Raw genomic sequence first — 19,872 nt, forward strand, 5'->3', positions numbered from 1 at the left:
CCTCCACTTTGGAAGTGGAGGTGCTTTCTTATATTTATATTCATTAGATTGTTTGTTAAGCTACTCTTTTTGTACCATCGGAATGTGGAGTATTTGGTGCGCTTGGGAATTTAGGGAATATATGAATATTATAATGGTTGAGTAAGCCATCAACGCCCCATTTTCCAGCATTTGCACCAGCTAATAAGATAAACATAGAAAGGATTACTAATTGCGGGTTTGTACTAACTGTGCCACTAAACAGATAAGCAAAGTTCATGACCATAGCAAAGAATACAGCAGTTTTTGGTAAGAAACCGATAATAAGTCCTAATCCTACTAATAATTCACCCCATGGTATTAAGAAATTAAATAATCCAACATTCGGTAGTGCAAAATGTGTGAGGAAGCTTGCCCACCAAGCCTGTACGGCAGGATGTGCGCCAGTAGCTTTCGCGATGCCGCCTTTTAAGAAACCGCTTGCATCAAAACCCCCAGTTAATTTTTCGTATCCAGATGTAATCCATTCGTATCCTACATATAAACGTAATACCAATATTAAAATAGCTGAATACTTATTGTTACGAAGGAATTGAACGACCATTTTCATACACCTCTTTTTTGAGATAGTGAAGAAGTTATGCTCTATCACTTCTTCCCTTTTAGTATATTCTAAAAAATAATGGTAGGATGTCCCATCTGTTACAATCATGTTGACAAAATGTTACAAATTATTGAAAAGCATTCTCAAAAGCAGATAGGCTGATTCATTTGTTCCGTTCACGGAAAAGTAAGAAACGTTCATTATGTAATAGAGTAGGAGATGGTACAGTTTAATTAAATAGTAGTAGATTCAAATAGGATGTTCAGACCAAGGTTCTTTACATAATCCGAATTATAAGAACGGAAAATAGATGGATACGTCCTTGTTCGACAAACTTAAATGAATGAAAAGGAGAGTTGATATGAAAACACTGATTCTATATGGATCTAAGCACGGCTGTACAGAACGGTGCAGTCTAAGCCTAGGTGAAAAGGTACATGGGGAAGTAACGATTGTAAATTATAATAACGAAACTGTACTTGATTTAACACCTTTTAAAACGATTATTATAGGAGGATCGGTATATGGGGGGACGATTCAACAAGAGATAAGTAGTTTTTGCCGAGAGAATCTCGCTGTGTTACTTACGAAACGAGTAGGACTCTTTCTTTGCTCTATGATGAAAGAGGAAAAAGCGCAGATTCAGCTTCAGGTAGCCTTTCCTTCCGTACTTGTAGCACACGCAGTAGCTGTAGAACAGTTTGGAGGAGAGATTCGGTGGAATAGTCTGAACTTAATGGAAAAGCTTATGGTGAAGATTGTTGCGAAAACAGAAATGAATCTTTCAAATGAAGAAATAGGAAACGATGTATCGACCGTTTCTGAGGATAAAATTATTTTATTTGCCGAGCGTATAAATGAAGACGGGGATTCTTCTTTACTTTCCCCTCAATAGCTCCGATATAATAGTAGTTATTGAGGGGAGCTTTCCCTTTACAGATCTTCTAAACGGGAAAGTTCACACGTAGGGCGTAGCCCGTCATTAGTTGTGGGAGTTTCAAAACTCTCATCTTGCATTAGCTGAACAAATAAGCCTGCATAATACGGATCCCACTGTGTTCCTTTTCCAGAATGAATAATGCTTAGCGCCTTATCGCAAGGCATTCCTTTACGGTAGGGACGATTGGATGTCATAGCATCATATGCATCGGCAACGGCCATTATTCTGCCAAATAGCGGTATATTATCTCCGCTCAGTCCTTCTGGATAGCCCTTCCCATCGTATCGTTCGTGATGATATTTTACACCTGGGAGGAGTGGTTTCAACTCAATTGGTAGATTAATTTGTTCTAATATGTGTGCGCCAATCACAGGATGCTGTTTAATTTGTTCGAACTCCTCGTCTGTAAGTTTTCCTTCCTTAAGTAACACTTCATCCTTAATTCCAATTTTCCCAATATCGTGAAGCATGGCGGATTTTCGCAGTAACTCAATTTGTAATGGATTTAAACGGGCTGCTTTCGCTAGTTTCACTGTATATTCAGCTACTCGAATCGAATGTCCAGCTGTATAGGGGTCACGTGCATCTAATGTGGCCGCAAATACGGTGAAGAAGCTTTCGATAAGCATATGTTTTTGATTATCTCGTTTCTGGATGCCTTGTATCATATTATTAAAGCCTGAAATAACATATGCAAATTCATCCGAATAGGTATTATCGATAGGCTGTAACTTCCCTCTTCTAACTTGTAAAATGTTTTGTTCTAATACATATATAGGTTTTTTTATATTTTCATATAATAGAATACTGCAAAGAGCAGACAAGGCTACGATTACAATAAGAATAATTATTGACCAACTCCAATACCCATCGAGGTTATCGGAAGTTTGCTGATTTAATTGCACAGTAGAGGCAAGCGTAAATAATAAGACCGGGAAAACGGCAATAAATGCAGAACTCAGTAAAAGCTTCTTTCGAATGCTTATGAATTCATGGTTATTAATTTCGAAATATTCATTATATAAATTTTTCGCTAGATGGTTAAGATGCTTGATTAGTGAATGAAGAATATGTTCTGTTAAAAAAAACTCAATTAAAGCATGGAGTGTAGCAACCAAAACAGCGCCTATACATGCTAACCCAATGTAATAATAGGGTAGGTGTAATTGACCAGTATACACAAAATAAAAGGCTAAAATAGATGCTGGAACGGATAGCCCAAACAAATGTGGAAGCAAAATGCGTCGTACGGTTAATGTTGGTAGCCGATGAGCAGTTGTAAAGGCCTTTTTGAGTATGTCTAGTGAAGGATTAGGACTTAGGAGAGCAATTTTAATCGGATTTATATGATGTTTATAGACAATATATTCGAGACTATACATCGATAACATGGAAACAAGCATAATGAACACCAAAATGTAACTTTCATTTTGTGTGAGATGAAGAGTATGAAAAATAAAGACACTGCCTACACCACCAACGGCGAGTAAAGTGCCTATGATGTAATTGAGTAGTAATTGTTTTTGTAATTTTTTAAAGAGTAACATAATCGTATGCCCCTGTCCCAAGATTATCCTTATAAAACGTAACATAAAAGATAAATCCTTGTATATATGAACAAATAAAAATTCACTATTTCCTCATAACAATATGGAATCTAATACAGTATATTAAGCTTAATATTCAGAATGTTCTAAAATCAAGGTGAGATTATCTTACATAAACTGATACAACATACATGTTATGGAATAAAATGTACCTATTAAACAAGAAACCATAGTGGAAATGGAGGTAAAGATGCCAATCTCGTTAACACAAGTAAGTGAAGTAAGTTCATTTATATGTGAAGTAATTTGAAGAGGAGGAAACTAATTTTGAAGCAGATGATTATCAAAAACGGAATTATTGTAACAGCTGCTGATGTATATAAGGCAGATATTCGCATTAATGGTGAAACGATTGTAGAAATTGCTGATACGATTCATCCGACCATGGAGGATGAAGTAATCTATGCGGATGGAAATTATGTTTTTCCTGGTGGGATTGATGTTCACACTCACTTAGCATGGCCATTTCAAAATACAGGAACTGCTGACGATTTTGAGAGTGGAACGAAAGCTGCGGCAGTTGGTGGGATTACAACTGTAATTAACTTTACAAGTCCGGGAAAAGATCAAACCCTCGTAGAAAACTTACATGAATGGAAGGACAAGGCGAAATTATCTGCTATTGATTACGGCTTCCATACTATTATAAATGGTTATAAGGACAGCTATTTGGAAGAGTTGCCGATATTGGCTAATGAAGAAGGTGTGACCTCCATTAAGCTATTTATGGCTTATAAGGGAGAGTTAATGGTTAATGATCTGGAAATGTATAAAATTATGAAGCGAGCAGGCGAGCTAGGAATTGTTACAAATGTACATGCTGAAAATGGCGACATTATTGACGAAATGGTTGCCGATAGCTTGGCTCAAGGGAAAACAGCACCTATTTATCATGCCTACACACGTCCCCCAGAACTTGAGGGAGAGGCAACAGGGCGCGCACTGTCAATTGCTGAGGTTGCGAAGGCACCTGTATACATTGTACATGTAACGTGTAAAGAAGCACTTGATCAAATTGAAAGAGCGAAGAAAAGAGGGGTACTTGCTTTTGGTGAGACATGTCCCCAGTACTTAGCATTAGACGAAAGTTACTTAGAACTTCCAGATTTTGAAGGAGCAAAATATGTATGTTCCCCGCCCCTACGAAAAAAGCATAATCAAGATGCTTTATGGACTGGTATTCAAACCGGAGTCCTTTCTACGCTAGCATCCGATCATTGTCCTTTCTTCTTTGATGGGCAGAAGTCATTGGGAAAGGAAAACTTTGCTAAAATTCCTAATGGAATTCCTGGACTGGAGGAAATATACTCAATTGCTTTCCAATATGGTGTTCAAGAAAAACGAATTTCTTTACAGAAGTTTGTAGAAATTACGAGTGCAGGACCTGCAAAAATATTTGGATTATATCCGAAAAAGGGAACAATAGCTATCGGAGCTGATGCGGATCTCGTCATTGTTGATCCAACACGAAGCAGAACGCTTAGTCAAAAAACACAGTATACAAACTGTGACTATAACTCCTATGAAGGAACGAAAATACAAGGTGTTCTTACGCATGTTCTATCTCGCGGAAAAATTGTTGCACATGAAGGAACCTTTACAGGTCAGGTAGGTCATGGAAAATACCAATATCGTAGAAAATTTAATGCTCCTTTAGAAGGAAAACCATTACAATTTGCAACTAGCACAAAGGAATAATAGAAGGTATCGCGAGAACATCATCCATATTGTAAACAGGGAGGAATTACTTTGAGTCTACTAGCCCATGATACGACTAAAATCGTTGAGAAAGACCCATCGCTTTATAATGAAGATTTAGCACCTGTTGCAAAAGAAAAAAGAAATTGGAATTGGGTTAACTATACGACTGTTTGGATGGGAATGGTTCATAATATCGTAGCCTACGAGACAGCAGGTAGTTTGATAGGACTAGGAATGAGTGTTTGGCAGGCACTTGCAACAGTAATAACAGCAAACATCGTTCTTATTGTAGCGATGTGGTTAAATGGGGTTGCTGGAGCGAAATATGGAACACCATTCCCTGTATTAGTCAGAGCATCATTTGGTTATAAGGGAGCACATATTCCTGTACTTATTCGTGCATTCGTTGCGATTTTCTGGTTCTCTGTTCAGGCGTATGCGGGAAGCAAAGCAGTTGGTGCTATTTTGGGTGTTTTGATACCAGGATGGAATTCACTTGAACAATACAATATTTTAGGATTAGGACTTAATGCGGCAATTGCAGTTGCACTTTTCTGGATTTTACATGCATACATTATTTCTCATGGTATGGAACGTGTTAAATTCTTCGAGCTTTGGGCAGGTCCATTAATTATTGTATTAGGTTTAGGACTTGTTATTTGGGCTATTACAGTATCTAAAGGGCTTGGACCATTATTTATGGAACCGTCCACTTTAACAGGTTCAAAGTTCTGGGAGATTTTCGCAATTTCTGTGACCGGACTTGTAGGAACTTGGGCTACATTAATTTTAAATATTCCTGACTTTACACGTTTTTCTCGTAGTCAGAAAGATCAAATGATTGGCCAGGCTATTGGATTACCCATTACGGCTATCATTTTTGCCATTATTAGTATTATCACGACTTCAGGAACAATCGTTGCATTTGGTAAACCAATTTGGGATCCAGTTGTTCTCTTACAACAATTCGGAAATCCATTGGTTCTAATTTTAGGTGCATTTGCACTTCTTATTGCTACTTTATCCGTTAACGTAGCTGCCAATGTTGTTTCGCCTGCATATGATCTTGTAAACTTGTTCCCTAAAAAGTTAACCTTCGTGAAGGCAGGGCTCATCTCGGTTGTAGCTGCAATCTTTTTCATGCCTTGGCTTTGGTTTGATAATGCAGATACAATCTTTAATGTTCTAGGAGCTATAGGCGGAGCACTAGGTCCGGTAGCAGGAATTATGATTGCGGATTTCTTCTTGGTACGCCGCAGTCAATATGATGTAAGGAGCTTATATAGTAAAACAGGTGAGTATACGTATAACAACGGTTGGAATCCACGAGCATTTGTTGCATTAGCTGTTGGCTTGCTTGTTTCCTTTATTGGATTAATCATTCCAGCGCTGCATGTCCTTTACACATACTCATGGTTTTTAGGAATTGGCTTTGGGTTTGCAACGTATACATTCCTAATGCGTACAGCTACTAGCGATATATCAATAGAAGAAAAATTAAATAATGTTCCGACACCTTAAGTAATACGTATGTGAGACAAAGGCATCTTGAAACTTAAGATGCCTTTCTTAGTATAGAAGAGATATGAAATTTATGACATGAAGGGGTGTTTGCATGCAACAGCAAAAGATTTTGATAAACGGGGAACGATTAAAGGATGAACTAGAGCGGTTTGCCGATTATGGTCGTACAAAAAATAATGGTGTGACGAGACTTGCTTTATCAGATGAAGATCGTCTTGTACGAGACTATTTTTGTTCTTGTTGTGAGGAACTAGGCATGGCCATTAAAGTGGATGATATGGGTTGTATCTATGCAACTCTTCCAGGAATAGAAGATGCGCCTCCTATTATGATGGGCTCGCATTTGGATTCAGTAAAAAAAGGCGGCCGATTTGATGGGGTTTTAGGTGTGGTAGCTGGTTTAGAAGTAGTGAGAACGATAGTGGAGCATAATATTAAGCCTAAGATTCCAATTACCATTATTGATTTTACGAACGAAGAAGGAGCTAGATTTGAACCTTCCATGATGGCTTCAGGAGTTATTTCAGGGAAATTTGAAAAAGATGTGATGATGAAAAAGACAGATCCTGAAGGTGTTACCTTTGAACAAGCTCTGCAAGCAAGTGGTTACGCAGGAGAGAGTGATAATCGTTTAAAGGATGCTACTGCCTATCTCGAGATGCATATTGAGCAAGGTCCAGTTCTAGAAGCGGAGTCTCTTTCTATTGGTGTAGTTGATTGTGTAGTTGGTATGGTCTGCTATGAAATTGAAATTACCGGAGAATCCGATCATGCTGGAACGACTCCAATGAGTATGAGAAAGGATGCACTCTTTACGGCAAATGATATTATAACGGAAATTCGTAGCAAGCTGAGTACACTTGATAAAGAATTGGTGTATACGATTGGCAGAATGAACGTTCTTCCTAATATCCATACCGTTATACCGAATAAGGTTATTTTCACGCTGGAAGCAAGACATAAAAATCCTGTGGTCATAAGCAAAGTGGAAGAAATGATAATAGGGCTGCAGAGCACGGAAGATTGTGACGTGAAAAAGACAAAGCTATGGGATAGAGAAACAGTTTGGTTTGACAAAGACATTTGCAATAGCTTAGAACAAGCAACTCAATCACTCGGTTATTCTTATAAACGGATGGCAAGCGGCGCAGGACATGATGCCCAGTTTATTGCAAGCTTCATTCCTTCAGCGATGCTATTTGTTCCAAGTATTAAAGGAAAAAGTCACTGTGAGGATGAGCTAACACTTTGGGAAGAGTGTGAAAAAGGAGTAAATGTATTGTTGGAAACCGTTCTAGCGTTGGAAGCATAATGGTTAGCTTATATTTGAATACTATCTCTGAGGGAAGGTCCTTGCACCTTCTCTTTTGTGTTGAAAATGGGGAACGTTAACGTAGCAAACCCAAGATCCGTTATTGAACCTTGGGTTTGTTCTTACACACGTTTTTCAAAATCGACTCGTTTATTTAACGTATACATAATCGGTACGCCGACAATCATCACAATAAATTCCCCAATTGCGGTTGTTAGCCATGTTAACAAAAATGGTAATTGTAAGGCTAAGTGAAGCTCGGCTGCGATGAGAAACATACTAAAGGTAAATACGATTGTATTAAAAATCATGCGCTTATATATGCTTTTGATGATGCGTGCCGATAAGATTGTAGTGAGAAGGGCAAGAATGGACTGTCCAACTCCAAAGATCAAGTCATATAGGGCCATGGGAGAAAAGAATAGATTGGTTAAAAAAACACCAAGGATAATTCCATACACATACTTTTTGTTAAATACAACGAGATGATTGAACATCTCAGAAATTCGAAATTGTATATTGGTAAATCCAAAAGGTTGAATGACTGCGGAAACCACGATATACAAAGCTGCAACAATTCCATTTCCAACAAGGGTTTTTAATTTCATTTTGCATTCTCTCCTTAGTTTTTTAGCGTGGGAGGGTTTCGAACCACGTTCAAGTAAACACTCGATTTTTAATATTAAAGGATGATGATTCAATTCGTCAATAAAAAAGTAAGCGAAAACAAGGACGACTCAATGAATGTACGTGGAGTCGTCCTTGTTTTCATTATAAATTTCTATGGAAGCTTTATATTATTTTTCTGCTTTCACACGATCCTTCAAGCATAGGAAAAAGAGGATAAAGCCTATGGAAAGAATAATATGTCCAATCCCAGCAATTCCAGCAATGGCAGCTCCTGTTGTTACACCCATAACTGTTAATGTACCATGCACACCCATAACCACAACGGTAATAATTAAACCAATATTATAAATATAATAGAACCAATTGAATAAATCGCTAGAAGATAATGAAAAACTCTTTTCAAATAATAAAACAAGTAAGAACATTAACATACCTAACACGAATAAATGTGTGTGTAGAATCGATAGCATTGTTTTTCCAGTAAAATTGAAGGAAACCGTAATTTGTCGATAGTAAAGGCCAGCAAGTAGCCCTAAAATGGCGTAAATAAAAGCGGTATTTAGAATTTTTTTCATTATGATTTTCCTTTCCCAGTTGGAATTTGTAAGAAACGATTACTCGCAAACTAGCAGATTTGGCATCATAAAATTTTTGTATTTCTAGCATACAGCTTCACTATACCTTACGCATATTTTATTAGTCAAGTTTTGAATAGTTACGATATTTATAATAATAGATACTATACAAATAAAATAAGGGAAGAAAATACCCTAGTATAGGCTGTTTTTTCGTCCATATGAAGAAGGGAATAAAGAATTACTATTGTATTATTATTCAGATTTCTGTATTATATTTCATATGAGATAGTTTTTAGGGGGATTGTCATGAAATATAAAGTATTTGTGGACGGACAAGAAGGAACAACCGGCCTAAAGATCCGTGAATATTTAGAAAAACGCGATGACCTTTCAATTCTTGAAATTGATGCGAGTAAGCGTAAAGATAAAGAAGCAAGAAAACTATTATTAAATGAAGCGGATATTGCGTTTCTCTGCCTACCAGATGAAGTGGCAAGAGAATCTGCTACGCTCGTTACAAATTCGCATACGAAAATTATTGATGCAAGTACTGCGTTTCGGACTAATGATAATTGGGTGTACGGCTTACCCGAATTACATAATAGAAGAGAGCAGATTGCCACATCGAAACGGGTATCGAATCCAGGCTGCCATGCAACAGCGTTCATTCTCTCGATGTCTCCTCTGGTGGAACAAGGGATTGTACCTCAAGATTATCCAATCTTTGCTCAGTCGATAACTGGATATAGCGGCGGTGGTAAAAAGCTGATTCAAACATATGAATCAGAGCAAAAGGAAGCATACAATAGTCCAAAGCATTATGCCCTTGCTTTGCATCATAAACATCTACCAGAAATGAAGAAAATAGTCGGCCTTTCCTATGATCCTATTTTTACACCAATCGTTGCGAATTATTATAAAGGGTTAGCCGTATCCATTGCACTGCATCCACGTATGCTTTCTAAAAAAATGGGGGCAAAGGAAATTCATGAATTTCTATCTTCTTACTATGAAGGTGAAAAATTTGTATCTGTCATGCCGTATGATAGTGCTGCAAACCTTGATAATGGCTTTTTCTCTATTACAGGATGTAATGATACAAACCGTAGTGAGATATTTGTATTTGGTGAAGAGGATCGTGTATTACTTCTATGTCGCCTCGATAATTTAGGAAAGGGTGCTTCAGGAGCAGCAATACAGAATATGAATATTATGCTTGGATTGGAAGAAGGACTCGGATTGATCTACTAAGACCTTATAAAAGAAGATGTTGCATTCTTTTCTTTTCCTTGTTACGGTAAAAGTAAGTTAGAAGAGAAAAGGATGAAAGAAGATGTACTTAACAATAGAAGAAGCTGCTGCATATCTCGATGTCCCGGAATCTGCTGTAGAAAGTCTAATCCTTCAAAAACGAATTCGCGCACTATTTGATGGCGAACAATATTTAATCTATAAGGAACAATTTAATGCACATTTTGAGCAGATGGAACGATATAAGATGCTGATTGAAGAAATCATGAACGAACCAATTCCTGAAGATATTGATGTGAAGGATGAAGATTAATCATGGAAATCACTAACTATGCATCACGAGGCCACTGAAAAAATATTTCAGTGGCCGTTTTTTTTAGGAAAATAAACGATTTAAATAGTAAAATTTGGTATAAATATAGAAAGACATATATAGACAACAAGTAAAAAATAGACAACAAGTAAAAAACATTGTAAACTACTATTAGCACTATTTTAATAAGTAAATAGTGCGGGTGTTTATATATTTCTTTATGAATGAAGAAAGCTTGGAACTTTACGTTTGTAAGCGTTACAATTTAGATGCTAGTAAATATTAGTAAATAGTGTAGAAAAATTTTCAGTTCATGTTGTAGAAATACACATGGAGGTAATTGTAGTAGAACAGTTGAACGAAGCGTGTGTTAATTCTATATAATCCCAAACAAACTTACAAAATGCCTCTGTAAGAAGATTATCATTAGGAATGAATATTGTAAAATTTTGGATATGTTATTGTGAAATCATGAAATGCATAGGCTCAAGAATCTATATCTGTACTATAACACACATTTTTTAATAAGGAAACTGTAATTTTTAATTATTGTGAAATTTTTTATCACTATTGTATTGATTTTATCCGAATACTATTTTGTGTATATTCGGTTAGAATAAATGAAAAATAGGAGAGAGAGGGGTTTCAACTATGGATATGAAAGATCGCATTCGTAGCAAAGAGTTACTTGACCGCATTGTATCACCGGAAGAAGCGGCATCATGGATTCAAGATGGAATGACATTAGGACTTAGCGGATTTACAAGAGCTGGAGATGCGAAAGCTGTTCCTCATGCGTTAGTTAAACGAGCAGAAAAAGAGTCTTTTAAAGTGAATGTATTCACAGGAGCATCATTAGGATGCGATACTGATAAAATGTTTGCAGAAGCTGGAATTATAAATAAACGTTTACCGTTTCAAGTGGATAAAACAATGCGTAAAAAAATTAACCAAGGTGATCTTTATTTTGTCGACCAACATTTATCTATAACAGCCGAGTTAATTAGAGCGCATGTGTTAAATAAAATAGATTTTGCAATTTTGGAAGCGGTTGCTATTACAGAAGATGGAATGATTATTCCATCAACAGCTGTTGGTAACAATGCAATATTTGCAGAGGATGCAAATAATATTATTGTTGAAATTAACATGGCACAACCCGCTTTATTAGAAGGGGTACATGATATATATTCACCAAAGGCACAAGGGGAACGCGGCCCAATTCCGCTTTCAAAAGTGGACGATCGAATTGGAACAAAAGGAATTCAAGTAGATCTTAATAAAATTAAGGGAATTGTTATTTCAGACCAACCTGATTCTGCTTCTTTAAATGTACCGCCAGATGAAGAAACACAAATCATGGCAAATCACTTAATGGATTTTTTACGAAAAGAAGTTAAAGAGGGACGTATGCCAGAAACTCTTGCACCGCTTCAATCCGGTATTGGAAGTGTTGCAAATGCTGTACTAGATGGATTTATCGAGTCAGAATTCAAAGATTTAGAAGTATACTCTGAGGTATTACAAGATGCTGTATTTAATTTAATTGATGCTGGTAAGGTGCGCTTTGCATCTTGTACCTCAATTACATTATCTCAAGAAAAAATGGATCAAGTATATAATAATTTTGAAAAATACCGTGATAAGATTGTAATAAGACCGCAAGAAATTTCAAACTCTCCTGAGGTTGTCCGTCGCATCGGTACAATTTCTATCAATACTGCATTAGAAGCTGACATTTACGGAAATGTAAATTCGACGCATGTATTAGGAACGAATATGATGAATGGTATTGGCGGATCAGGTGACTTTGCTCGTAATGCACGTCTTGGCATTTTCGTAACAAAATCAATTGCTAAAGGCGGAAAAATTTCTAGTATCGTACCGTTTGTTTCTCACGTAGATCATACAGAACATGATGTGGATGTCCTTGTAACTGAACAAGGATATGCTGACTTGCGTGGATTAGCACCAAGAGAACGTGTTGAATTAATTATTGAAAATTGTGTGCATCCAATGTATCGTGCACAACTAAGAGAATATTATTATGAAGCTCTTACTCGTGGTGGACAAACTCCACATGTGATCGAAAAGGCACTTTCTTGGCACGCAAACTTTGCTAAAAATGGAACAATGCTTTTAGAAAAAACGGAAAATGTTGAAGCATAAGTTTTCATATATCGCTGGTTAATTTTTAAAAAAGCTACATACATTACCTGTATGTAGCTTTTTTGTATATACATATAGCAAGTATCCTTGTACTTCAAAATGCTCATAGAAAATATTCGAAAAAAATTGTAAAATTATAAATAATAAATAAACCTATATAAAGTGAAGGGTGTGGACGATGAAAGGTTTTACGATAGAATCTTTATTAGATGTAATAAGTGAATTGCTTTCAGACGAAACATCAATAGCTGTAGCCAACACAAAAGAGTATGTATATTATCGTCCGAGCGATCGAATTAATCTGAAAATTAAGCCGGGTGATCTCGTAAAGCAAGGAACAATCACCTATAAAGCCTTAACTACAGGCGAGAAAATAGCTGAGTTTGTGAATCGTGATATATTTGGTGTACCTTACCAAGGACGGGCAGTCCCATTTTATTATGAAGGGGAGCTTGTAGGTTGTGTAACAACTATTTATCCAGCCTTAATTAATGGTAAATCATTTGTGACGGTGAAAGTAAACGATGGATATGTTCCTATATCGCTTCAAAAGGTAATTTATGTGGAAGCAAAGGATAGAAGGACATTTGTATATGCTGAACAGTGTGTAGGAACACATAAATATTCCCTGCAGGAGTTCGAGTATTTTCTGCCCAAAGATATCTTTATACGCTGTCATCGCTCCTTTATCGTAAATGTAAACTTTATTAAAGAGATTTTTCCGGATATTCATTCTACCTTTATGCTAGTAATGAAAAATGAAGTCAAAATTCCTGTGAGTCAAACTTATTCTAGTTATTTCCGAAAAATACTTGGATTTTGATGTTAATACTGTTTCGAACGTAAAAAACGTTCTTTATCCGTATTTTTACTAATTGTATCCGTATTGTTATAATACACGTATGATATCGGTTACAATAGATGAAAAACGGGAGAGAGGGATAAAAAATGGAATATCAAAATCGTATAAGAAATTCACATCTACTTGATCGTGTTGTTAGTGGTGCAGAAGCTGCTAGTTGGATTAAGAACGGTATGAGTGTTGGGTTTAGTGGATTTACCTCTTCAGGCGATCCAAAAGTAGTCCCTGTAGCCCTAGCAGAACAAGCAAAAAAATCAGGCGAGCCCTTTAAAATTAATGTGTTTACAGGAGCATCTGTTGGACCAGATATTGATACAGTTTTATCAGAAGCTGGTATCGTTGGTCTACGTCTCCCTTTCCAATCTGATAAAGTAATGCGTAAAGAAATAAATAAAGGAAATATTGAGTATTTGGATACTCATTTATCTGATACAGCAGATATGCTTCGAAATAAAATTATATCTGTAGACATCGCAGTCGTGGAAGCGCTTTCGATTACAGAGGAAGGCTATATCGTACCGACAACTTCTGGAGGAAATAGTTGTATTTTCGTAGAAAATGCTAAAGAAGTTATTGTTGAATTAAACATGGCTCAGTCTATTGAACTAGAAGGATTCCATGATGTATACAATCCAGGTCCAAACGAGGGACGTGGGCCGATTCCGATAACTGCAGTGGACCAAAGAATCGGTGATCCTTTTATCAAAGTAGATCCTGAAAAAATTAGAGGCATTGTAATAACAAATCAGCAAGATACACCGAAAAAGCTTGTTGAACCAGATGAAGAAACAAAGATGATTGCTAATCATTTAATTAATTTCTTACGCGAGGAAATAAAGTCTGAGAGATTACCAGAACCATTGCCACCACTTCAATCAGGAGTTGGCTCTGTTGCAAATGCAGTTTTCTATGGTTTCTTACATTCAGAGTTTCATGATTTGACGTTGTACTCTGAAGTATTACAGGATGCAGTAATTGACTGTATTGATGCTGGAAAGATTCGGTTTGCATCAGGCGGTGCCTTTACATTATCTCAAAAGAAAATGGATCATGTATTTAGTAATTTAGAAAAATATAAGGATAAAATTGTTTTGCGTCCGCAAGAGATATCAAATAATCCAGAAGTTGCACGACGACTTGGGTTAATCACGATAAATACAGCGCTTGAATTTGATATTTACGGAAATGTAAATTCTACTCATGTAATGGGTACAAATATGATGAACGGAATCGGTGGATCTGGAGACTTTACACGAAGTGGTCGTCTTACAATGTTTGTTACAAAGTCCATTGCAAAGGACGGTAAAATCTCAAGTGTTGTTCCATTTGCATCTCATATTGATCATATTGAACATGATGTAGACGTGTTAATTACCGAACAAGGTGTTGCTGATTTACGTGGATTGACTCCAAAACAACGTGCGCTTGTTATTATTGAAAACTGTGCGCATCCAATGTATCGTCCGCAATTATTAGAATACTTTAATGAGGCGGTATTCCGTGGAGGTCACACGCCACATGTATTAGAAAAAGCGTTTTCTTGGCATGTAAACTATGGTAAGAATGGTACAATGCTAGAGGAGAAAGCGGTTAACGTTGAAGCGTAAACTACTCTAATATAAATATTAAGAAGCTACACGTTATTTTACGTGTAGCTTCTTTCTTATAATCTAGCTAAATTACATTTTAATTCGATTTTTGCGAATGACTAGAAGGGAAGAAGCTTATACACAACGAATACTACTATTCTAATAGTTATTGTTTTCCTTTGAATCTTATCAATTACCAGGTAAGATTTTTTCATTTATATAAGAATACATTTATTTACAAAAATGTAGTTATCAAACTTGTATTACATTTGGTAGAATGAAGAATAAGGAAACATTTAGTTTGACTGGTTAGCGCTAACTTTTGATTTATATGTCAAAGGCGGTCGTGGATATCCATGCTTACGAAAGTTTTCCTTTAATAGATACTTTGTGAAAGGAGAATTCTATTTGCTTAATAGGATGAATTACGATAGTTACGTAATTATACAGCAAAGTATTTTAGACATGCTTAAGGATGGTGTATTTTGCCTTGATCTTAACGGGAATTTTACATTTATGAATAAGGAGGCAGAACGGCTTCTGAAAAGCAACAAAGAGGATCTCATTGGCAAAAGTATATTAAAGGTGAGTAAGGATGCAAAGAGGATATTTTTAAAGTACAACAACACTTTTGAAGAGCAAATGCATATTGAGTTTGAAGAATATTATCGTCCCTTTCGTACTTGGTTCAAAGTTCGAGCTTATCAAGTTCAAGGTTATATCGTGATTCAATTTCAGGATATAACGATGAATAAGAAATTGATTGAAGAAACTCTTTACCATCATAATGCTCTTTTTGAGTATCACCCAGATTTAGTGATGTTAATGAATTTGGAGGGAATGATACTCGACGTGAATCGTAAGTTTGTTGAGCTAACTGGATATACAGCAGATGAAATGGTTATGAACTCTTTTTTCTTGCTATGTAATGATGAACAAGCATCTCAATCTGTGCAAAAGGCCTCGCAAGGTGAAAGATTGAATGTGGAAATTTCTATAAAAAAGAAAGATGATATGTTGCTCGATGTGAATTTGTCACTTAATCCGGTTATTGCAAATAAAGAGATTATTGGTATTTATGGGATTGCGAAGGACTTGACAGAAGTGAAATTCTCAAAAACAGAGATTGCTCGTCTTACGGATTTAAACGAGCTCATTTTGAATTCAGTTGCAGAAGGGATATACGGAATTGATTTGAAAGGTAACATTATATTCTGGAATTCATCTGCTAGACGAATGACGGGTTTTGTTAAGGAAGAATTCAATAATCATTATCTTCATAATGGCAAAAATCAAACAGATGAAGATGGCTTAACGTCTTTTAATTGTTGTTTTCAAAACGAAACATCAATGCAGGTAGTAGAGGATATTTTCTGGAGAAAAGATGGTACTACGTTTCCGGTAGAATATGCGGCTACACCGATCTGCGAACAGGGTCAAACGGTAGGAACGGTAATTACATTTCGTGATATAAGTGAGCGAAAGAGTGCAGAGGATATGCTGAGACAATCAGAAAAATTATCCGCTGTTGGTCAGCTAGCTGCAGGAATCGCACATGAAATTCGGAATCCGCTCACATCTTTAAAAGGATTCTTGCAACTTATGAAGGCAAACAATAGTCATAAGGCAGAATACTATGAAATTATGAATTCTGAATTTAACCGTATAGAGTCGATTTTAAGTGAGCTATTAATGGTCGCCAAGCCGCAAGCTTCTACCTTTACTGTATGTTCCATGAATCAAATCATTCATGAAGTGACGACTCTCTTGGAAGCACAGGCGCTAATGAAAAATGTTCAGATTGTAAGTGAAGTAGAAGAAACGATTTTTGTATATTGCAATGGCAGTCAGTTGAAGCAGGTTTTTATAAATTTAATTAAAAATGCCATTGAAGCAATGAACAATGGTGGCATCATCTCAACTGTTGTAAAAAAACAAGAACAATATGCCATTATAAAAATTTGCGATCAAGGGAAAGGAATTCCAAAAGACAAGCTTGATCAGTTAGGACGACCCTTCTTTTCAACTAAGGAAAAAGGAACGGGACTTGGTCTGATGGTTACATACCAAATCATAGAAAACCATCGAGGGAAAATGGAAGTACAAAGTGAGAAGGATGTAGGGACGTGCTTTACAATTACGCTTCCTATCGGACGGGCATCCACTTTCTCGTAGTGTAACACGTGCATTTTGAAATGAACGAGCTCTTGCAAATTAGAAATCACTATATCACGTATGTTTATCTTGTTTTTGTAAAAAAATCTGACATAAAAACAAACAATGGAGGTCACTAGTCATATACTAAATGTAACAAAACAATTCAAAAAACTGATTCGTTTATCCTTACTTTTTAACGGAAGTAAGACCATAAGCGAATAAGCCAGTTATAACTTTATGCAAAGAAGCAGTACATCCCAAGGTGTAGTCTGGGTATGTCTTCTATAAAGTGATAAGTGGCTTTTTTGTGGAATAATTTTGTATATATTCTTCGTGAATGGTCAACAAAATTAAATGCCCAAGTGACCTAATGCATGTAGTTCATGGATACGTTTTTGTATGCTACAATGAAATGCATAGAAGAATGGATACAGGGGAGATTTAAGGGGGAAGTGTTCAATTTAATCTTCGATAGCCCATACAGAGGGATTACTTTGTAGCAGAATAATTCGCAAAGCTTGCTGCATCTTGGATACATAGAAGGGAAGAAAATAAATGAGAAAAGGTATTTTACTAACGATTATTACAGTATTTTTATTGTCTATTGTAGGATGTCAATCTGCACCAACAAAGCAGGATACGAGTGGGTTAACAAAGATCAGAGTCGTGTTGGACATGCTTCCTAACACCAATCATACGGGACTCTATGTAGCCAAAACGAAAGAATATTATAAAAACCAAGGCCTAGATGTAACTATTATTCAACGAGGGAAAAACGAGTCGGTTGAACAAATGTTAGCTTCTGGTAAGGCTGAATTTGGGATTAGCTCTCAACAAAATGTTACTACTTCCCGTGCAGATGAGGTGCCAGTAGTGTCGATTGCTACTATTATGCAGCATAATACAACGGCCTTTGCATCTTTAAAGAAAGATAATATTACATCACCCAAGGACTTCGAAGGAAAACGTTACGGCGGAGGGGGCACTCATGCTGAAGAAGCAACCATTGATGGCATTATGAAGCAATATAATGCTAATTATAAAAAAGTTAATAAAGTTCTCTTAGGTCAAACGGATTTTCTAAAATCAATTGGACGTGACGCAGATTTTGAATGGATTTATTACGGCTGGGACGGCATTGAAGCAAAACGTACAGGTGTTGAATTAAATACAATTATGCTAAAGGATTTAAATACAGTACTAGATACCTATAGTCCCGTTATTGTAACGAGTGAAACCAATGCGGATAAATATAAAGATGTCGTTACGAAATTTATGGCCGCAACTGCCCAGGGTTATGAGTTTGCTATTAAAAATCCGACTGAAGCTGCGGATATTTTAATTCAAAATGTACCAGACATTAACAAAGATCTTGTAAAAGAAAGTCAAAAGTGGGTAAGTACGAAATACCAAGATGACAGTCCGCAGTGGGGTGTGCAGAAGGAAAGTGTTTGGACAAATTATATGAATTTTTTAGTTGATAACCAAGTCATACGTTCACAAATCGAGGTAGACGAAGCATTTACCAACGATTTTCTACCGAAAGCAAAATAAGTAGATTATAAAGATATTTGCGCCTTTTTTCAGGAGGTACATACAAAAACCCACAGAGGTCAGCTAAACGACCTCGTGGGTTTTGTTTATGTAAAGGACTTTTGAGAAAGCTTTTTTATATCAAAACATGCTCCAATTTTCTTGTCGTGCTAGCATTTCTAGTAGCTTCACCCCGGCAACGCTGTTTCCTTTGTCATCTAAGGCAGGTCCGTATATACCAATGCCGGCTTGATTTTTTACCGATGCAAGAATACCACCAGCTACGCCGCTTTTTGCAGGAATGCCAACACGGATGGCAAATTCTCCGGAAGAATTGTACATACCACAAGTAACCATGAAGGTTTTGCATATTTTCGTAATGTGAGCAGGGATGAGTTGCTTTTTCGTAAAGTGATCATAGCCATCACTCGCAAATAATAATCCAATGCGTGCTAGGTCTATACAATTAATTAGAATGGCACATTGTTTTGTATATAATTCCATTAATTCTTCCACGCCGCATTCAATGATATTATTTTGTTTCATGTAGTAGCACAGAGAACGATTTAAATAGGCAGTTTCAAATTCGGAGCTTGCGATTTCATCCGAATAGGAAATGGATTTGTTGTCAGTAAGTTCTTTAACAAATTGTATGATGCGATCAAGTTTTTCCTTATTATTGTCTCCTGTAATCATGCTTGTTACTGCCAGTGCACCTGCGTTAATCATTGGGTTTAGCGGCTTAGAAGGATTTGTCGTTTCAAGTTTAATAATACTGTTGAATGGATCTCCAGTCGGTTCCATTCCTACTTTAGAAAACACATAGTCGCTACCTCTATCCATAAGTGCAAGCGCGAGCAGAATGACCTTCGAAACGCTTTGCAATGAAAAGAGTGTGCTTGCATTACCAGCCGTTATGATTTCTTGATTTGTTGTAATGATAGCAATTCCTAAATCATCCTGATTTGCACGATTGAGTGCGGGAATATAGGAGGCCAATTTTCCATTGGACGTATACGATTTTGCTTGTTTCAGTAATTGTTCGAGTTCGGTTGCTTCCATACATTGCATCATCTCATCGTTCCTCTCCTATCTACTCTACTTATACAGTAAACGATTATCA

The 19,872-nt window shown here is 36.5% G+C and carries 16 protein-coding genes and 1 riboswitch; of the genes, 11 read left to right on the forward strand and 5 right to left on the reverse strand.

Features of this window, described 5'->3' with window-relative positions:
- Positions 1-55: 55 nt before the first annotated feature.
- Positions 56-583 carry a DoxX family protein gene (locus ACAN53_RS15420; protein ID WP_379971047.1) on the reverse strand — a complete coding sequence of 176 codons (528 nt, stop codon included), beginning with the start codon at positions 581-583 and terminating at the stop codon, positions 56-58.
- Positions 584-944: 361 nt separating this feature from the next.
- Between ACAN53_RS15420 and ACAN53_RS15425 the strand changes: the two genes are divergently transcribed.
- Complete coding sequence (locus ACAN53_RS15425; protein ID WP_379971048.1) at positions 945-1,478, forward strand: flavodoxin domain-containing protein; 534 nt, start codon at positions 945-947, stop codon at positions 1,476-1,478.
- Between the two features lie 38 nt (positions 1,479-1,516).
- Here the strand turns inward: ACAN53_RS15425 and ACAN53_RS15430 are convergent, their stop codons facing one another.
- Positions 1,517-3,070 carry an HD domain-containing phosphohydrolase gene (locus ACAN53_RS15430; RefSeq protein ID WP_379971049.1) on the reverse strand — a complete coding sequence of 518 codons (1,554 nt, stop codon included), beginning with the start codon at positions 3,068-3,070 and terminating at the stop codon, positions 1,517-1,519.
- A gap of 336 nt (positions 3,071-3,406) precedes the next feature.
- Between ACAN53_RS15430 and hydA the strand changes: the two genes are divergently transcribed.
- The 3 genes from hydA to ACAN53_RS15445 all read left to right on the forward strand — a co-directional run bounded on the left by hydA (position 3,407) and on the right by ACAN53_RS15445 (position 7,667).
- Positions 3,407-4,828, forward strand: a complete 1,422-nt coding sequence (gene hydA / locus ACAN53_RS15435) for a dihydropyrimidinase (protein ID WP_379971101.1) — start codon at positions 3,407-3,409, stop codon at positions 4,826-4,828.
- A 51-nt stretch (positions 4,829-4,879) separates the two neighbouring features.
- On the forward strand, positions 4,880-6,352 hold the full coding sequence (locus ACAN53_RS15440) for an NCS1 family nucleobase:cation symporter-1 (protein ID WP_379971050.1): 1,473 nt from the start codon (positions 4,880-4,882) through the stop codon (positions 6,350-6,352).
- A gap of 94 nt (positions 6,353-6,446) precedes the next feature.
- Entirely contained in the window at positions 6,447-7,667 is a 1,221-nt protein-coding gene (locus ACAN53_RS15445; protein WP_379971051.1) for a Zn-dependent hydrolase, read from the forward strand.
- 122 nt (positions 7,668-7,789) lie between these two features.
- Here the strand turns inward: ACAN53_RS15445 and ACAN53_RS15450 are convergent, their stop codons facing one another.
- Positions 7,790-8,275: a QueT transporter family protein gene (locus tag ACAN53_RS15450; protein WP_379971052.1), complete on the reverse strand. Its 486-nt coding sequence runs from the start codon at positions 8,273-8,275 to the stop codon at positions 7,790-7,792.
- A gap of 8 nt (positions 8,276-8,283) precedes the next feature.
- Positions 8,284-8,328, reverse strand: a riboswitch (PreQ1 riboswitch).
- Between the two features lie 136 nt (positions 8,329-8,464).
- Positions 8,465-8,872 carry a DUF2871 family protein gene (locus ACAN53_RS15455; RefSeq protein WP_379971053.1) on the reverse strand — a complete coding sequence of 136 codons (408 nt, stop codon included), beginning with the start codon at positions 8,870-8,872 and terminating at the stop codon, positions 8,465-8,467.
- 309 nt (positions 8,873-9,181) lie between these two features.
- Here ACAN53_RS15455 and argC point away from each other — a divergent pair, with 309 nt between their 5' ends.
- The 7 genes from argC (at position 9,182) to ACAN53_RS15490 (ending at position 18,770) form a co-directional block, all read left to right on the forward strand.
- Positions 9,182-10,126: an N-acetyl-gamma-glutamyl-phosphate reductase gene (gene argC, locus ACAN53_RS15460; protein WP_379971054.1), complete on the forward strand. Its 945-nt coding sequence runs from the start codon at positions 9,182-9,184 to the stop codon at positions 10,124-10,126.
- 82 nt (positions 10,127-10,208) lie between these two features.
- A complete protein-coding gene (locus ACAN53_RS15465) occupies positions 10,209-10,439 on the forward strand; it encodes an excisionase family DNA-binding protein (protein WP_379971055.1) in 231 nt (76 codons plus the stop codon).
- Positions 10,440-11,090: 651 nt separating this feature from the next.
- Entirely contained in the window at positions 11,091-12,608 is a 1,518-nt protein-coding gene (locus ACAN53_RS15470; protein ID WP_379971056.1) for an acetyl-CoA hydrolase/transferase family protein, read from the forward strand.
- A 178-nt stretch (positions 12,609-12,786) separates the two neighbouring features.
- Positions 12,787-13,431 (forward strand): LytTR family DNA-binding domain-containing protein, encoded by a 645-nt coding sequence (locus ACAN53_RS15475; protein WP_379971057.1) that lies wholly within the window; start codon positions 12,787-12,789, stop codon positions 13,429-13,431.
- Between the two features lie 125 nt (positions 13,432-13,556).
- Complete coding sequence (locus ACAN53_RS15480) at positions 13,557-15,077, forward strand: acetyl-CoA hydrolase/transferase family protein (protein WP_379971058.1); 1,521 nt, start codon at positions 13,557-13,559, stop codon at positions 15,075-15,077.
- 390 nt (positions 15,078-15,467) lie between these two features.
- Entirely contained in the window at positions 15,468-17,234 is a 1,767-nt protein-coding gene (locus tag ACAN53_RS15485; RefSeq protein WP_379971059.1) for a PAS domain S-box protein, read from the forward strand.
- A gap of 537 nt (positions 17,235-17,771) precedes the next feature.
- The gene (locus ACAN53_RS15490; RefSeq protein ID WP_379971061.1) at positions 17,772-18,770 is read left to right on the forward strand and encodes an ABC transporter substrate-binding protein; all 999 of its coding nucleotides are present in this window, start codon (positions 17,772-17,774) and stop codon (positions 18,768-18,770) included.
- A gap of 120 nt (positions 18,771-18,890) precedes the next feature.
- Here ACAN53_RS15490 and glsA read toward each other — a convergent pair whose 3' ends face one another.
- Positions 18,891-19,820 (reverse strand): glutaminase A, encoded by a 930-nt coding sequence (gene glsA, locus ACAN53_RS15495; protein ID WP_379971102.1) that lies wholly within the window; start codon positions 19,818-19,820, stop codon positions 18,891-18,893.
- Positions 19,821-19,872 lie beyond the last annotated feature (52 nt).

It is taken from the genome of Ectobacillus soli, assembly GCF_042610425.1.
Classification (GTDB): domain Bacteria; phylum Bacillota; class Bacilli; order Bacillales; family Bacillaceae_G; genus Ectobacillus.

Bases quoted from the DNA above. Each gene is read 5' to 3' on its own strand.
- ACAN53_RS15420 (WP_379971047.1), bottom strand. From the start codon at position 583: ATGGTCGTTCAATTCCTTCGTAACAATAAGTATTCAGCTATTTTAATA.
- ACAN53_RS15425 (WP_379971048.1), top strand. From the start codon at position 945: ATGAAAACACTGATTCTATATGGATCTAAGCACGGCTGTACAGAACGG.
- ACAN53_RS15430 (WP_379971049.1), bottom strand. From the start codon at position 3,070: ATGTTACTCTTTAAAAAATTACAAAAACAATTACTACTCAATTACATC.
- hydA (WP_379971101.1), top strand. From the start codon at position 3,407: ATGATTATCAAAAACGGAATTATTGTAACAGCTGCTGATGTATATAAG.
- ACAN53_RS15445 (WP_379971051.1), top strand. From the start codon at position 6,447: ATGCAACAGCAAAAGATTTTGATAAACGGGGAACGATTAAAGGATGAA.
- ACAN53_RS15450 (WP_379971052.1), bottom strand. From the start codon at position 8,275: ATGAAATTAAAAACCCTTGTTGGAAATGGAATTGTTGCAGCTTTGTAT.
- ACAN53_RS15455 (WP_379971053.1), bottom strand. From the start codon at position 8,872: ATGAAAAAAATTCTAAATACCGCTTTTATTTACGCCATTTTAGGGCTA.
- argC (WP_379971054.1), top strand. From the start codon at position 9,182: ATGAAATATAAAGTATTTGTGGACGGACAAGAAGGAACAACCGGCCTA.
- ACAN53_RS15465 (WP_379971055.1), top strand. From the start codon at position 10,209: ATGTACTTAACAATAGAAGAAGCTGCTGCATATCTCGATGTCCCGGAA.
- ACAN53_RS15470 (WP_379971056.1), top strand. From the start codon at position 11,091: ATGGATATGAAAGATCGCATTCGTAGCAAAGAGTTACTTGACCGCATT.
- ACAN53_RS15475 (WP_379971057.1), top strand. From the start codon at position 12,787: ATGAAAGGTTTTACGATAGAATCTTTATTAGATGTAATAAGTGAATTG.
- ACAN53_RS15480 (WP_379971058.1), top strand. From the start codon at position 13,557: ATGGAATATCAAAATCGTATAAGAAATTCACATCTACTTGATCGTGTT.
- ACAN53_RS15490 (WP_379971061.1), top strand. From the start codon at position 17,772: ATGAGAAAAGGTATTTTACTAACGATTATTACAGTATTTTTATTGTCT.
- glsA (WP_379971102.1), bottom strand. From the start codon at position 19,820: ATGCAATGTATGGAAGCAACCGAACTCGAACAATTACTGAAACAAGCA.